Annotated in this window: 13 protein-coding genes; 6 read left to right on the top strand and 7 right to left on the bottom strand. The window is 60.1% G+C overall.

Annotation, left to right across the window (positions count from 1 at the left end):
- Positions 1 to 6 precede the first annotated feature (6 nt).
- The gene (locus OF385_RS14365; RefSeq protein WP_264275990.1) at positions 7 to 1398 is read right to left on the bottom strand and encodes a DUF4232 domain-containing protein; all 1392 of its coding nucleotides are present in this window, start codon (positions 1396 to 1398) and stop codon (positions 7 to 9) included.
- An 84-nt stretch (positions 1399 to 1482) separates the two neighbouring features.
- Between OF385_RS14365 and OF385_RS14360 the strand changes: the two genes are divergently transcribed.
- Together OF385_RS14360 and OF385_RS14355 are read left to right on the top strand one after the other, a co-directional pair.
- A complete protein-coding gene (locus tag OF385_RS14360; protein ID WP_264275989.1) occupies positions 1483 to 1941 on the top strand; it encodes a GatB/YqeY domain-containing protein in 459 nt (152 codons plus the stop codon).
- Between the two features lie 251 nt (positions 1942 to 2192).
- Positions 2193 to 3293: a Fic family protein gene (locus OF385_RS14355; protein ID WP_264275988.1), complete on the top strand. Its 1101-nt coding sequence runs from the start codon at positions 2193 to 2195 to the stop codon at positions 3291 to 3293.
- 12 nt (positions 3294 to 3305) lie between these two features.
- Here the strand turns inward: OF385_RS14355 and OF385_RS14350 are convergent, their stop codons facing one another.
- The 3 genes from OF385_RS14350 to OF385_RS14340 all read right to left on the bottom strand — a co-directional run bounded on the left by OF385_RS14350 (position 3306) and on the right by OF385_RS14340 (position 7048).
- Positions 3306 to 4073 (bottom strand): DUF2786 domain-containing protein, encoded by a 768-nt coding sequence (locus OF385_RS14350; RefSeq protein ID WP_264275987.1) that lies wholly within the window; start codon positions 4071 to 4073, stop codon positions 3306 to 3308.
- A gap of 416 nt (positions 4074 to 4489) precedes the next feature.
- Positions 4490 to 5158 (bottom strand): IclR family transcriptional regulator, encoded by a 669-nt coding sequence (locus tag OF385_RS14345; protein ID WP_264275986.1) that lies wholly within the window; start codon positions 5156 to 5158, stop codon positions 4490 to 4492.
- 192 nt (positions 5159 to 5350) lie between these two features.
- Entirely contained in the window at positions 5351 to 7048 is a 1698-nt protein-coding gene (locus tag OF385_RS14340; protein ID WP_264275985.1) for a purine-cytosine permease family protein, read from the bottom strand.
- A gap of 272 nt (positions 7049 to 7320) precedes the next feature.
- On the opposite strand from OF385_RS14340, the gene OF385_RS14335 reads away from it, so the two are divergent.
- The 4 genes from OF385_RS14335 to OF385_RS14320 all read left to right on the top strand — a co-directional run bounded on the left by OF385_RS14335 (position 7321) and on the right by OF385_RS14320 (position 12306).
- Positions 7321 to 9219, top strand: a complete 1899-nt coding sequence (locus tag OF385_RS14335) for an FAD-dependent monooxygenase (protein WP_264275984.1) — start codon at positions 7321 to 7323, stop codon at positions 9217 to 9219.
- A gap of 309 nt (positions 9220 to 9528) precedes the next feature.
- On the top strand, positions 9529 to 9780 hold the full coding sequence (locus OF385_RS14330; RefSeq protein WP_264275983.1) for a DUF1016 N-terminal domain-containing protein: 252 nt from the start codon (positions 9529 to 9531) through the stop codon (positions 9778 to 9780).
- Positions 9781 to 10676: 896 nt separating this feature from the next.
- Positions 10677 to 11396, top strand: coding sequence for an AAA family ATPase (locus OF385_RS14325; RefSeq protein ID WP_264275982.1), 720 nt, complete (start codon positions 10677 to 10679; stop codon positions 11394 to 11396).
- An 82-nt stretch (positions 11397 to 11478) separates the two neighbouring features.
- Positions 11479 to 12306 (top strand): PspA/IM30 family protein, encoded by an 828-nt coding sequence (locus OF385_RS14320; protein ID WP_264275981.1) that lies wholly within the window; start codon positions 11479 to 11481, stop codon positions 12304 to 12306.
- Positions 12307 to 12384: 78 nt separating this feature from the next.
- Here OF385_RS14320 and OF385_RS14315 read toward each other — a convergent pair whose 3' ends face one another.
- Genes OF385_RS14315 through OF385_RS14305 form a run of 3 tightly spaced genes read right to left on the bottom strand, consistent with a single transcriptional unit; the run spans position 12385 to position 15208 of the window.
- Positions 12385 to 13260, bottom strand: coding sequence for a DUF4097 family beta strand repeat-containing protein (locus tag OF385_RS14315; protein WP_264275980.1), 876 nt, complete (start codon positions 13258 to 13260; stop codon positions 12385 to 12387).
- A complete protein-coding gene (locus tag OF385_RS14310) occupies positions 13257 to 13946 on the bottom strand; it encodes a response regulator transcription factor (protein ID WP_264275979.1) in 690 nt (229 codons plus the stop codon). The genes OF385_RS14315 and OF385_RS14310 overlap by 4 nt, the downstream gene beginning before the upstream one ends.
- Complete coding sequence (locus OF385_RS14305) at positions 13934 to 15208, bottom strand: sensor histidine kinase (protein WP_264275978.1); 1275 nt, start codon at positions 15206 to 15208, stop codon at positions 13934 to 13936. The genes OF385_RS14310 and OF385_RS14305 overlap by 13 nt, the downstream gene beginning before the upstream one ends.
- Positions 15209 to 15323: the final 115 nt, after the last annotated feature.

The following is a 15323-nucleotide window of genomic DNA, read 5'->3' as shown; positions in this document are numbered from 1 at the left end:
CTGGGCTCAGGGACGTTCTCGTGACGGTTGCTGGCCGACAGCACTGGGAACCGGCCAGCCATCGAGGGCCTGGAGCCAGGGGCTTTGGTCGACTTGGCCGCCGTCGAGGATATCCAGGCTCACGGGCGAATCACCCTGCCTTGGAGTAAGCTCCACCGTCCCGAAACCTGTCCTCGCCGCAACGCTCAGCATGGTCGTTTCATCCGGGTCATTGGCGGTGGACATGGCCTTCCACTTCAGGGCCGACAAGACGCTGTCGCCCGCGGGGATCACCACGCGCTGGGCCCTGATGTCTGCCATCGGTTCGATAGCCATGTCCTTCTGCTGCTCTCCTTGGGCGTTGCGGAATTCTATCCGCGGGTATCCCTGGATTGCGCAGGATCCAGTGGAGATGTTCTTGGCATACAAAGCCATGTATCTGGAGCCCACCGCGGCATCCGGAGCACCGAGGGACAGCTCCACATCATCTGCGGCGCAGGCTGGGGCCGAAGGATCCTTCGGCCACGGTGCCACGCCATCGGGCAACCGGGCGGGGCGGGCGATGAGGGATTCAGGCAGCTTGCCGCCAACCCAGCCTTCGGTCACCTTCGCATAACCTGCGCTGCTGAGGGTAAACGCGACCGGTTCATCCAGCGGCGCATGCTGGGACAACCAGTCTTTGAGCCTGCCGGTTTTTTGGGAATCTTCTTCTTGATTTGTGTGCAGCGATAGCCCACCGGAATCAAAGACCACGCTGTCCACCCCATCGAGGCCGGCTGCTTCCAGAGCCAGATCAAACTCGGCGGTATTCAAACGCTGATCCGAGCTGTACCTCAGCGAAGAGTCTTCGAGCGCCAGGGTGACGGGCATTTCCTGCTGGGCAGCGTAATCGCCCAGGATCTCAAGCGTCGGCAGGTCCCTTGCCACGGCGGAACCTTGTCCCACGCTGTGGGCTCCGAGCTTGAGCAGGGAAAAGGCTTGGATAATGCGTTCTTTGACCTCGTCACTGTCGGTGACATCGAGCGGGTACAGCACGAGATCCGGGATAGCTGAATCTTGCGGCTCCCCGGCGACAAAACGGAGCGAACTGTGCGCCTTGGACTGCTCGCTGGCAAGTGTCCGTATCCGGGATGAAGCCCACTGCGCTATCTCGCCGGCTTGTTCTGCATCGAGGCTTTCATCGAGTTCCACGGTCCATGACGCCAGTGAAGAGTTTCCGTCTTTGGCATCGATGGCGGTGGTTTCAAAACCGACCTCAGCCGAGTCGATGCCTTCCCGGTGCTCCAGCTCCGAAGCCAGAACGCAGTACTCCTCGGGCGCACTACAGGGCTGGAGCACATCCCATGGCTTCCAGAGAAGCACGACGGCCACTGCGAGAACGAGTATCGCGATGATCGTGCCAAGCCGCAGTGGTTTCATCTAGCTACCGTACCAAAGCGGGAAAGAATCAGAGCTGCCAGCGGGTAGAGTTTCAACCACACGTACTTTGAAAGCGAGACCCCCATGAGTTTGAAAGATCGACTGCGCGAAGACAGCATCGTCCACCTGAAGGCAGGAAACGAGCTGGAGAAAACCACCCTGCGCAATATCCTCAGCGCCATTGGCACCAGGGAGAAGTCGGGCAAGAACCCCAGCGAACTCAACGACCAGGACGTCGAGAACCTGTTGCGCAAGGAAGTGGGCAATCGCGAGGAAACCGCGGCGCTGGCTGCCAAGGACGGTCGTGCGGATCTTGCGGAACGGGAGCTGGCCGAGGCGGCGTTCATCTCGACTTACCTGCCGAAAATGCTTGATGAGGCAGAAGCCCAGGGCATCGTGGACAAGGTCATGGCTGAGCTCGCGGCGGATCATGAGCTGACCATGAAGGATATGGGCCAGGCGATGAAATTGGTTGGCGCCGAAATTGCTGGCCGTTTTGATGGCAAGGCTGTCTCGCAGATGGTTCGCGCCAAGCTGGGCTAATCTCCGGCTGGCATGAAGGGTCGTTCTTCGGGACGGCCCTTTGCCGTACCTCTACCTTTCACGGGCGAGCCCGTTGAGACCTATCCACCGAAAATTCCCACTTAGAGAATCTAACTCGGAATTTTGGGGTAAAATTTAGAGTAAGAAATCCTAACTCGAAAAATTTTTCAGGGAGAACCATGAATTGGCCGGCTCATGAAGAAGAGACCCGAGCATGGTCCCCCGCCGGTAGAGTGCCACGCGAAGACCGGATGGTCGACGAGATCAAGGTAGCTATCCCGCCAAAAATCGCTTCGTTGGACTATGCGCCGACAATGGAAGTGATTCTGGAATCGGAGAAGGCGACTGCCAAGATTGCGTCGCTCAACAATGAATCTGGGCATCAGCTGGCAGCTGTTAGTGGGTTTCTTCTGAGGAGTGAAGCGGTCTCATCCTCCAAAATCGAACATGTTAATGCCGAACGTAATGACTTCGCAAAGGCCACTGCTGGGCTCAAGGCAAGCAAAGAAGCCCATTCAATAGTCGCAGCCACGATGGCTATTCAAAAGATGATTGAGCGTGCTAGCGACGGAGCTATTTCTCTGGACTCGGTGCTTGAAGCGCACCGCATCCTCATGAAAGATGACCCAGTCGACGCCAGATACGCCGGCAAAATTCGTGACGTACAGAACTGGATAGGCGGTTCAGACTACTCGCCGCGTGGCGCAGTACATGTCCCACCTCCTTACGAGATGGTGCCGGAATTGCTTGAGGATTTGCTTCAGTACGCAAATCGTGACGACGTTCCCGTTATGGTCCAAGCTGCGGTAGCTCACGCCCAGTTTGAATCTATTCACCCATTTACCGACGGAAACGGTCGAATAGGTCGCGCTCTCATAGGAGCCATTCTGAGAAGACGGAATCTGACAACGGGTCCTGTCATCCCAATTGCTTCAGCAATGGTGGCAAACGTAAGTCGGTACTTTGAACTCGTCAACAATTACAGACGTGGAGAAGTGACCGAATTTGTTCTCTACCTGTGCCGGTCAGCTATCCACGCAGTTGAATCCTCGAATGAATCCATCGAAGCCCTACGCGCCTTGCCCGATGAATGGCGCGCGCTTGCTGGCACTAGCCGGAATAGCGCGGCGGATAAGATCATTGGAAAGTTGCTAGATTATCCCGTGATCGACTCGTACCAGGCCTCGGTTTTTGCTGGCGTCAAAGAAACATCTGTCTACTATGCGTTGGACCAACTCGTGGAGTGCGGGGTGCTCACTCTTGTTTCACAGAGCAAACGTTATCGTGCTTGGGCGGCTGTGGACGTCTTGGACGAGGTGGATCGGCTGAACGCACGCCTTCAAAATCCGTAGACGCCCTGCGTGCTAGCTGGCTACTTCTCCCGCGGTCCCGTTGAATTCGACGTCTTTTCCAAAACCAAGATCGGCTCGGCTGCCGGCGACCCGGCCAGCTAAAGCAGCGTTCAAACTGCCGGTGGCGGCGCGGTTTCGGCTGCGGCGAAGAAACGGGTATTTTTCGCTGACAAAGTCATCGACCTGCTCTTTGCGACTCACCAGGACCAATTCGGTGCCGCTGCCGCTGTGCTGGCTTTCTTCCTGGTAGAGCCCGCGGATGCGTTCGGCCACCTGCAGGTAGAAACTGCGCTGGAACTCGCGGCGCTCGATGACCTTTTCGGAATCGGTCCGATCCCATGCCAGATATTTGCCTTCTTCGCTCCACCAATGGCTCATCGCCACGCTGGCCTGGATCACCAATGAAGAGAAGAGATTTTTCACGGTGCTCACGTCGGACTCGTGGCCGATGATGTACAAACGGCAGAAGTTCGAATAGTTCGTCTGCAACATCGTGACGGTCCTGAAGGCATGGCCAACGGAGGACAGCCCGTCGCGTTGGCCCAGCCGGTAGGTGCCGCGCATATCGAAGTGCTCTTCAACGATTGGTTCCTTCTTCTTGCCAGGACCAATGGGCTGGGCATCCAATTCGGCGCGCCCAATTCCATAACGGACCATGAGCCGTTCGGCGTGTTCCTGGAAGGTCTGGGCCTCTGCCGGGAAGTTGGTGTTTTCCGCCTTGTTCAACAGCAGCGCGATGCGTTCTTTCAGTCGCTGAAGCTTTTGTTCAGAGGTGCTCATGACGTCTTCTTTCCGGGGCGTACGAAGGGTAGCGAAGCGGCTTGTGCTGGGGCACGGCACCAGTGTCGCAGGTCATCAGTAATGCTGCTTGCCGGGGTGTGGGTAACTGTTTGGAATCGACTCTAGCCGGTGATGCGATCCGCGCGTAGAGTGTAGGCACCAAGCAGGTCCAGCATGCCCCGGATCCTTGATCCGAGGCTGGTTTAGGAGAGGTTCTGATGGGTGATTTTCGGACATACACGATGGAAGAGCGGGCCACCTACCTGGCTCCTTCATGCGAGCGGTGCGGTCAGCATCGTCACGTTGTGTGGGAAAAGGTCGAAGGGACGGAAACCTACAAGCCGCGTGATGCCGGATGCTCCAATGAAGCCTGCACCGCGTAGGCGATAAACCAGTACAACCCATCGCTCAGGTATTTACTTCAGCCGGATTCCCAGAGCAGCAGAGATGCGCTCGGCGGCTGTGGCGAGTACCTGGGCGATATGGTTTTCATCCAATTCCAGCGGCGGGTAGATCACCGCAATGGCCGCCGGCTTGCCCTGCGGCAACAGCAGCGGTACGGCGATGGAATGAAGCCCCGGGATCACCTCGTCGTGGCTGAACTCAAAGGCCTTGGCCGGATACTGCTCCGGGTTGAGCTGCGAGCGGATGACCCGTCCCGGCGCTCCATTATCAATGGGGTGACGTGTTCCCGGACGCTGTGCCACCGTGGCATCGGCCATGCGAGGCTCGGCGGTGCTCAAGGTGACGGCAGCTTCGCCGTCGAAGACTACGAGCAGCGCGGTCATTCGAAGTTCATCGGATACCGAGGCCAAATGCGGGGCCGCTGCCGACTGCAGGGACTTGGCCACATTGCGGGCCAGAGCGCCAAGGCGTGCGCCGAGTTCCAAATCACCGGAGGGCATGCGCTCAACAAAGCCGTACTGTTCAAAGGTCTTGACCAGGCGGTAGGCCATGGAACGGTGGATCCCCAATTGGGCAGCCAGTTCGGCCACGCTGATGGGTGCCGCCGATTCGCCAATGAGGGTCAGGGCTTCGAGCCCGCGGCCCAAGGTCTGGGATCCGCCTTCGGTGGATTTGGTCATTGCTTCATCATTTCATCCCGCCCGCCGTTGGCCCGGCAAGGTACTTCTGGCAGTGTTCATTTTCTTGCTCACAGCCTAGCTCACTGCGGGAATGCGGAATTTCATATCGGTCGTTTAAGAAACACTGGAGGCTGGCTACGTCGTTTAGCCTGCCTCTAGTGGAGATTGATCATTTCGAACCGGGGTCCTGAATTAGCGGATCGGTGGATCAGCCGGCAGCAGGTGCTCGCCGGTGCGGTCGGTGGCCAGGGCCAGCGAGGAGATGTACTGCTTCTCCCCGTTAGGGCCGGGCACTGCGGAGGCCAGCATGTCCGGGCGTTCGAAGCGCAGGCCGGTCACGCAGCAGGTGTACAGCTTATCGCTCGGGTTGCCGTCGGCATCCAGGAGCGGGCTGTCGATGCCGTCATCGCCGCGGCGCAGGTAGTAGCGGCCCTTGGTGATGATGGCCAGCACCGGTGGCAGCAGCAGTGCCAGGCCGACGGCCACCAGCGGGCTGAAAGGCTGGATCTGCGGGCCAAGCAGCCCGAAGAACACTGCAATGGAGGCGATGGCGGAGACGAGCATCGAAATGAAGCCCACCGGGTTCACCGCGTAGAGCATGCCGCGGCGGAACTCCGGAACCTTGGGGGAGAGCTTGAGCAGGTACTTGTTGATGGCGATGTCGCTGGCTACCGTGACCACCCATGCCATGGCGCAGTTCGCGTAGAAGCCGAGCACGGTGTTCAGGAAATCGAACATGTTTGATTCCATGAGAATCAGTGCGATCCCTAGGTTCACCAGCACGAACACCATGCGGCCCGGGTAGGTCTTGGTGACGCGGGTAAAGGAGTTGGTCCATGCCAGCGAACCGGAGTAGGCGTTGGTGACGTTGATCTTGATCTGCGAGATGACCACGAGGATCACGGCCAGGCTCATGGCCAGCCAGGCTGGCATCATTTCCCGATACACGCCGAGGAACTGGTGGACCGGTTCATTGGCGGTGGCCGAAGCTTGCGGGTCCAGCGTGGCGATCAGGTAGACGGCGATGAACATGCCGGTGATCTGCTTGATGGCACCGAAGATGACCCAGCCCGGGCCGCCGAGGATCACGGCGGTCCACCAGCTGCGGGCGTTGGCGGCGGTCTTGGGCGGCATGAAGCGCAGGTAGTCGATCTGCTCGGCGATCTGCGCCATCAGGGAAAGGCAAACGCCTGCGGCGAGCATGGCCGAAGCGAAGTTCACGCCCTGGCCATTGCCCTGCTCGCCGGCGTAGTTCACGAAGGTATCGACGGATTCCGGGTGGGTGGCGACGAGGTAGACCATGGGGACAACCATCAGGATCAGCCACAGTGGCGTGGTCCAGACCTGCAGCTTGGCCAGGGTTTTCATGCCGTAAATGACCAGCGGGATGACCATGAGGGTTGAAATCGCATAGCCCAGCGGTTTCGGTATGCCCAGGCCCAGTTCCAGCCCCTGGGCCATGATGGCGCCTTCGAGGGCGAAGAAGATGAAGGTGAAGGTGGCGAAAATGACGTTGGTGACGATTGAACCGTAGTAGCCGAAACCGGAACCGCGGGTGATCAGATCCAGATCAAGGTTGTAGCGGGCCGCGTAGTAGGCCAGCGGGAAGCCGGTTACGAAGATGATCACCGCGGCGATCAGCACGCCGGTGACTGCGCTCGCCGTGCCGTGGGCCAGAGCGATGTTCGCGCCGATGGAGAAGTCGGCTAGGTAGGCGATGCCGCCCAGGGCGCTGGTGGCCACCACCGACGGAACCCATCGGCGGTAGGAACGTGGGGCGAATCGAAGCGTGTAGTCCTCCAGGGATTCCTTGGCGGCGTTCAGTTGCCCCTGACTGGTTCCGCCGGAAGTGATGGCCGGTGCCTGCTGTTGTTCATTCGTCGCTGTCATGTGCCTGAGCTTATGGAGCCGATGTTTCGCCGGGTTCGGCGCTTCTGTGTCCGGCACGTAAATTACGTCGGCCCCGCGTGAACCCTTGGTTACGTGGGCGGCTTGCCGGTGCTGTGCTCAAAACAGGCATGGTCAGGGGTGGCTTCGCGGAAAAGAGTGGCGGAGCATGGTGTAAGAGGTCACATTCGCGCTACACTTGTATCTATAGTTAGAACAGTGTCGCAACTATAGAGACAATGAAGTTGTTGTGGCACGGAACTAGGAGTCACACCATGCAGATTCACCACCGGGGATATGTCTCGGGAGATCCACGCGTCAAAGAAGCCGCAGGCTACGGAATTAACCGGGCAACAGAAATCCCGGACGAAATGGACGTGCTGATTGTCGGCACCGGACCGGCAGCCTCCGTGGTGACAGCACAGCTCTCCCGTTTCCCCAGCATCAACGTGCGCGCCATCGAAATGCGACCGGGACGTTTGGCAGTCGGCCAGGCTGACGGCATCCAGGCCCGCTCGGTGGAGACCTTCCAGGCCTTCGGCTTCGCCAACGAAGTCATCGAAGAGGCCTACCGCAATGTGGAGATGTGCTTCTGGACCCCGGACCCCGAAAACCCGCAGAACATCAAGCGCCATTCGCGGGCAGCCGATGATTCCACCGGCATGAGCGAATTCCCCCACATCTACGTGAACCAGTCGCGCATCCTGGACTACTTCCTGCGCGATGCCGAACGCGCCCCCGGCAAGGTCACCCCGGACTATGGGGTGGAATACCTGGGCTGCGAGATCGACCCGGACGCCGACTACCCGGTTACCGCGCACATCAAGTATGTTGCCGGAGAACGCGCTGGCGAAGAGCGCACCGTGAAGGCCAAGTACCTGGTCGGCGGCGACGGCGCCCGCAGCCAGGTGCGCCGCTCGCTGGGCCACAAGCTCCACGGCGATTCCGCCCTGCATGCCTGGGGTGTCATGGATGTGATGGTCAATACCGATTTCCCGGACATCCAGGTCAAATGCTCCATCCAGTCCCACGACGCGGGCAATATCCTGTTGATCCCGCGCGAAGGAGGCTACCTGGTCCGCTTCTACGTGGACCTCGGCGAGCTCACCGCGGAGGACGCCGGGGCCATCCGCAATACTCCGGTCGAAGACATCGTGGCCACCGCCAACCGCATCATCCACCCGTACACCATGGACGTGAAGAACGTCGCGTGGTTCTCGGTCTACGAAGTAGCCCACCGCATCACCGACGGCTTTGATGACGTGTCCGATGAAGAACGCGGCACCCGTAGCCCACATGCCTTCATCATGGGCGATGCCTGCCATACCCACTCGGCCAAGGCCGGCCAGGGCATGAACGTCTCGATCCAGGACGGCTTCAACCTCGGTTGGAAACTCGCCGCGGTGCTCGAAGGCCGCGCCCCGGAAACGCTGCTGGATACCTATGCCGAAGAGCGCAAGGTCATTGCCCAGAACCTCATCGACTTCGACAAGGAATGGTCCTCGCTGATGGCCAAGTCCGTAGACGACTGGGAGGACCCGGACGAACTGGAGAAGTACTACACCAAGACCATGGAGTTCCCAGCTGGCTTCATGACCCAGTACACTGAATCGGCCATTACCACCGGTCTGGAGCACCAGGATCTGGCCGCAGGATTCCCGGTAGGCAAGAGGTTCAAATCCGCCGAGGTGATCCGCCGTTCCGATAACCGCTGGCGCCACCTGGGCCACCTGCAAGAGGCCGATGGACGCTGGCGCATTTACGCCTTCGCCGATGCCGCGGCTCCGGCCTTGGAAGGCACCGCCATGGCAGAGTTCGCCACCTGGTGGGAGAAGGACTCCGCCTCGCCGCGCAACCTCTACACTCCGGTTGATGGGGATCAAGACGCGGTCTTCGATACCAAGGCCATCTACCAGCAGGACTACACCGAGGTGGAATTGCATGATGTGCCGAAGATCTTCCAGCCGCTGAAGGTTCCCTACGGACTGCATGACATTAACCAGGTATTCGCCGCAGGTCATGGACGGTACATCTTCGAAGAACGCGAAGTCAGCCGGAGCGGCGCCATCGTCGTGGTCCGTCCGGATCAGTATGTTGCTGGCATCTTCCCGCTGGATGCCCGCAAGGAAATCAGCGAGTTCTTCGCCCGGAACATGTTGCCGATCGGCGGTTAGAATTCCTGAGCTGACTCAAAGATCCGGCTTATCCCTGTAGCGTTCAATGTTGCTTGCTCAATACGAAGTCCGGGGTGAGTAGTGCGCCGAATCGGAAGGCTCATTTGTAGGTAGATGAGATTGCGCAAGGCAATATCGAGCAACCGGTGTTCTGTCCACAAGTGACTTCAAATTCTCATTCACGTTGTTTTTGGCAGTACGCTCTGGGATATGTCAGAGAATGATGAGCTGATCCCTGTGGGATATTCACAGTTTCTGGGTGATCTAAAAACAAGGGTTTTCGCGGCCCAACGGTAGGTCCAGCGAGCAGTGAACAGTGCACTGATTGATCTCTATTGGAGTATTGGTCAGCGAATTTTGGAAGAACAGGAACGTCAGGGGTGGGGCAACGCCGTCATCGCACGACTAGCGGACGACTTGCGCCGAGCATTTCCCGAAATGACCGGTCTGTCGCGTAGCAACCTGCAGTACATGGGAGCCTTTGTCGCGCGTTGGCCTCAGTGGGATGGAAATGTCCCACAGTCTGTGGGACATTTCCATCCCACTGAGAACATGAATTAAAAGCAGAATCCCGGCCGTTTGATCAGTCTTTTGCAAAGACTACAGGGACGGTTCCGGGATGTTCCCTTCGATTATAGTCGAGGTGGATATTGTTGGGCAGTCTACATTCCTGGGACTTTTTGCGAGTTTCATTTAGGGGCAGCGCGCCTCAGGCACTATCTACTTGAGTGCCATGAAGATCAAAACCGCGCGATGCTCCTTTATGAATGGAACTCTGCTATATCCGCGGCGTTCTGGGCGTCTCTGGGCGATTTGGAAGTGGGGCTGAGAAATGCCATTGACCGGCAGATGAACTTGCGGGATGAGGCCAAAGGACGAGCAGGAAATTGGATCTTCGATGAGTCACGGGAGCTAGGTCGTGACTCCGGCAGAGGACATCGGACTCATGGATATCCATACGCCGACATTGACATAGCGATTTCTCGGGTGCGTAGAAATCGTATGCCTTTGGACCCAGGCCAGATCATCTCTGAGATCTCGTTCGGGTTTTGGCACCAGATGGTTTCAATAAGTCAGATGTTCCTCTGGCCAGACCTCGTTGCGGCGTTCCCATATATGAAAGGACGTAATCAACTTCTGGGAAGCACAAAAGTTGGTGCGCTACGCGAATTACGAAACAGGATAGGTCATCATCACCGAATCTGGGCTTCAGATCTGAATCAAAGATTTGAAGACCTCGTAGCCTTGGCAAATTATATAGATCCCGAATTCGGTCAATGGATCAAAACTGAAAGCCAAGTGCCGCTTCTTTTGTCGAAGCGGCCTAGGTGAATTTGGCCAAGCCCAAACTGCAGGCATGGCACGCACCCAACCCTTACCTTCATTCGCCTGACGCCAACGCGCAGCTAGTGCCACCTACAACTCGTCCTGTCGTACGCGGCTGATAATGTCTGGGCATGAACGCGTTCTTTGATTCATTGCCGGTGCGCCGAATCGCGGAGCATCCCAAAGCACCCATGGACCGCACCGATTGGGCGGCCCAGATCCCCGCGGTGCGCCAGATCCTGGATGAAGGCCTGGAATTGGGGCAGCTGACCGTGCTGGTCGGGGAAAACGGTGCCGGCAAATCTACGCTGGTTGAAGGCATCGCCGGCGCCTTCGGTTTAAATCCCGAGGGTGGAACGCAAAACTCCATGCACCAAACCCAATTGACCGAATCAGGGCTGTCATCGCATCTGACACTGGAACGCGGCGCCGGCGCTTCCAAGGCCGGCGTCTTCCTGCGGGCCGAAACCATGCACGGACTCTTCGCCTATCTGGGGTCCATCGGCTCACGCGGCAAGCACAACTTCCAAAGCCACGGCGAATCCTTCATTGAATTCTTCACCCAGCGCTCCAGCGTCAACGGGCTCTGGGTTTTCGACGAAGCCGAATCAGCGCTTTCCTTCAATGGCTGCCTGATGTTGCTCTCGCACATCTCAGACCTCTTGCGCAGCGGATCCCAAGTCATCCTTTCCACCCACTCGCCGATCCTCGCCTCCTTGCCGACTGCGACAATCTACGAAATCGGCCAGTGGGGGATCCGCGCGGCCAGTTATGACGAACTGGAAATGGTCAGCAACTGGCGGCTGTTCCTCGATGCGCCGGGCCGGTTTCTGCGGCACTTCGACGCCTAGGTTCATTAAAGCATCCCTCGGTTATTGAGCCGCGCGCTCTTCCCCTAAGCTTTTAAGCAAAGGACGATGAAGGGGACGCACCATGGCACAGAAGCGCTCAATTTGGGCTCGGATTTTCGGAATCGGCAAGGCGAATGCCAATGCGGCACTGGATGCCCTCGAAGATCCAAAGAAGATGCTGGACCAGACGGTCCGCGACTACACCAATAACATTGCCCAGGCCGAGCAGGCCGTGGCCCAGACCATCGGCAATCTGCGCATGGCCGAGGATGACCTGGCCAAGCTGCAGCAGGAAGCCACCGAATGGGGCGCCAAGGCCGTGGCGGCTTCCAACAAGGCCGACGAATACGCTGCCGCGCAGGACGCTGCCAACCAGCAGAAGTTCAACCAGCTGGCCACCGTCGCGATCCAGCGCCAGATGTCGGCGGAAAAGAAGGCGGTCTCGCTGCAGTCCACCGTGAGCAGCCAGCGCGAAGTGGTCGACAAGCTCAAGACCGGGCTGAACACCATGCAGTCCAAGCGCCAGGAACTGGTCGCCAAGCGTGATGAACTGGTGGCTCGCGCCCGCAACGCCAAGACGCAGTCCCAGATGATGGACACCTTGAAGGCCCTGGACGTCTCTGATCCTTCCAGCGAGATCAGCCGTTTTGAGCAGAAGATCCGCCAGGATGAGGCCAAGGTCCGTGGCGCCCAGGAACTGGCCGCCTCATCGCTGGACGCGCAGTTCGCGCAGCTCGAAGATCTGGGCGCAGCCACCGAGGTTGATGCGCGGCTGGCCGCGCTGAAGGCGAGCAACAATCCCGAAGATGTCATCGAGCAGGCGCCGGCAGGCCCAGAGCTGGAGGCAGCGGCCCCGGACCTGTCCGAGGTCGAAGCGCGTCTGGCCGCGTTGAAGAACAAGCAGGCCTAGCCGCTGCAACAACCAACAACAGCGCGAGCCGCCAAGGATTCACAATCCTTGGCGGCTCGCGCTGTTGCCAGGTGGAGGCTAGTGCTCCCACGGGCTGAGGCCCGAATCCTGCGGGTAGAAGGCCGCCCGGCCCGCCGAGACATCCACCGAGATCTTGTTCGGCGAATCCATGTCCGTGGCCAGCAGGTTGCTCACGTCACCGGCCTCGACATTCTGGCGCAGATCGTAGGTGCCATCGGGCAGCTCCAGTTCCAAGGCTCCGGCACTCACGTTCGCGGTGATGTCCTGTGGCGCCGTGCCCGAGAGGCTACCGCTCAAATGACCGGCGGAAATATCGAATTCGGCCTGCTTGACATCTTCCAGCGACACCTCGGCCCGGCCGGCGCCCAAATGGACCTTGGCGCTCTGCGCGGTGCCGGACATATCCAGCTGGCCGGCGCCCACCTCGATGGCCAGGTTCTTGTAGGAGCCCACGGCGGTGAAGTCCCCGGCGGCCAGTTCGAAGGAGGCGTCCAGGCTGCCGTCATTCATCGACTCGGGCAGGGTCAGCACGGCGGTATTCTCGTAGGAACCGCAGCCGAAGAAGCACCAGTTATCCCAGGAATCCGGCGAATCCACCACGAGCCTGCTGCCTTCGCGCTTCAGTTCCCAGTCCCGGGAATTGGAGCTGTCCACCTCCAGCGTGGCCTCATCGACCTGTGCGAAACGCAGGTCAAAGCTGCCCGAGCCGGCCGTGATCTGCAGGCCGCTGACCCCCTCGACGCTGGCGTTCTGGGTGGTGCTATCCCGATTGAGGGCAGCGAAGGCGCTGCGCGCGGAGCTGATCAGCAGGGTCAGGATCACCAGGCCGCCGATCACGGCCAGGGTGATATTCAATGCCGTGCCGTTGCCGCGCGGATTGCCTTCGGGCGTCGGCGGAAGCGGTGGCATCTCGGTGGTGTGCGTGTCGGTCATGATCCGTTCCTCTCTGTGCTGTTGCTGCCCAGGTTTTGTATATGCGCCAGGGCTGCCAGCACACGCCGGTTGCCCGTTCCATCGGCTTCGAGGCCGAGCTTCTGGAAGATGGAGGTGATGTATTTTTCGACGCTGGCTTCCGAAAGGAACAGCAGCGCGGCGATTGCCTGATTGGATTTTCCTTCGGCCACCGCGGCCAGGACGCTGCGTTCCCGATCGGTCAGCCGCTGCATCCGCTCCTCGTGGTTGCGACGGGTCAAGAGCTGCGCGACGACTTCCTGGTCCAGGATGGTTCCTCCCGCGGCGATCTGTTCCAAGGAGGCGAGGAACTCGTTGACGTCGGCGACCCGGTCCTTGAGCAGGTAGCCGATGGATCCGGATTGCGTGGAGATCAATTCCGAGGCGTAGCGTTCCTCGACATATTGGGAGAGCACCAGCAGCGGCAGATCCGGGTACTTGGCCCGCACCTGCAAGGCCGCGCGGATCCCCTCATCGGTGTAGCTCGGCGGCAATCGCACATCCAGGATGGCGATCTGCGGGAAGTCCGCTTCGGACGCCGTGCCCAAAAAGCCCATCAGCCCGGTGGCATCGGGCAGGTCGGCGACCACGCGGTGCCCGCTGTGATCCAGCAAGCGCACCAGCCCTTCGCGCAGCAGGACCGAGTCCTCGCAAATCAGTACACGCATGGCACGCTCACTTCCAGTGTTGTTGGTCCGCCGGCCGGGCTGTCGAGCTGCAGGGTTCCACCGGCAGCCACCACCCGGTTGTTGATGCCATCCAGCCCGCCGCCGGGGGTGATGCGGGCCGAGCCCACGCCGTTGTCTTCAACCCGCGCCCACAAGTGCTCTTGCCCGCTGTGCCCGCGTACCCGCACGGTGACCTGGCAGCGCTGGGCCCGCGAATGCTTGGCCGCATTGGTCAGCGCTTCGGCGATGGCGAAGTACATGGCCGCCTCCGCCACCCGCGGGTAGCGCCCTTCAAGCTGCACATCGAGCTGGACCGGTATGCGGGAGCGTCCGGCCACCGCGGACAGCGCCGCATCCAGGCCGCGGTCATCGAGCACGGAGGCGTAGATGCCGCGGGTAAGCTGGCGCAGCTCGGTGATGGCCGACTTGGTGGAGGCATGGGCCTCCGCCACCAATTCCTTGGCCTGCTGCGGGTTGCTGTCGATCTGCTGATGGGCCAGGCCCAGGGTCATCGCCACCGAAACCAGCCGGGGCTGGACGCCGTCGTGCAGGTCGCGTTCGATCCGGGTGCGCTCCACCTCGGCGGCGCGTACCGCTCCCTGACGCTGCACCGTGGTGCTGCGCACCTGTTCGGTCAACTGGGTTTCGCGGGCCAAGGACCCGATGATGCCCACGGTGACGCTGCGGTGCAGGAACGCGGTGCCGATCACGATGCCGGCGCCTGCGATCGCCAGCAGCATCAGCCAGGGTGCCTGGGCGGCCGGGGTCTGCAGGGAAAAGGGCCCGGCGACCGTGTCCACAGTGGTGAGCGGGGCGAAGGAGATGATGGCCAGGTGCACTGTCCATTGCAATACACCGAGCATGATCGTGCCGAGGATGCAGGAGAGCACCAGGCTGCCCAGCGAGGCCCACATGCGCCCATCGGCCAAGGCCCGGCCCAGGGTTTTCACGTACCCGCCAAAGCCGGGACCGCGGCGTGCCGGCCAGCCCAGCGGGATCGCGTCGATGCCGTAGAGCCCGCTGATGCGCAGGATCTCGGTGCGGGCCACCGCGAACAATGCGTAGAGCAGGCCCACCAATACCAGCAGGCCGATGCCCAGCAGCGGGGTCAGCCCGATGCCCATCGCCAGCCAGGCGATCAGCAGCGAAAGCCCGATGGTGCCGAAGGTGCCGAGCACCGCCAAATGCAGCAGTGTGAAGCCTAATTTCAGTGGCGGGCGTCCGGTTCTGGCGCCCGGCAGAGCCCAAGGTGTCGAAGTCATAATTCAACAGTAGATTGCGCGTCGTGGCGCGGGTACCGAGGGAACCGGAGAAGTTCGGTAGGGAAAACCCGAACTTTTCAGCCGGGGCCTCTGGCGATGGATCGTGTTTGAGCGC

The sequence above is a fragment of the Glutamicibacter sp. JL.03c genome, assembly GCF_025854375.1.
In the GTDB taxonomy this organism is placed as follows: Bacteria; Actinomycetota; Actinomycetes; order Actinomycetales; family Micrococcaceae; genus Glutamicibacter.
The sequence above is the reverse complement of the archived record's forward strand: the minus strand, read 5'-3'. Positions and strand labels throughout refer to the sequence as shown.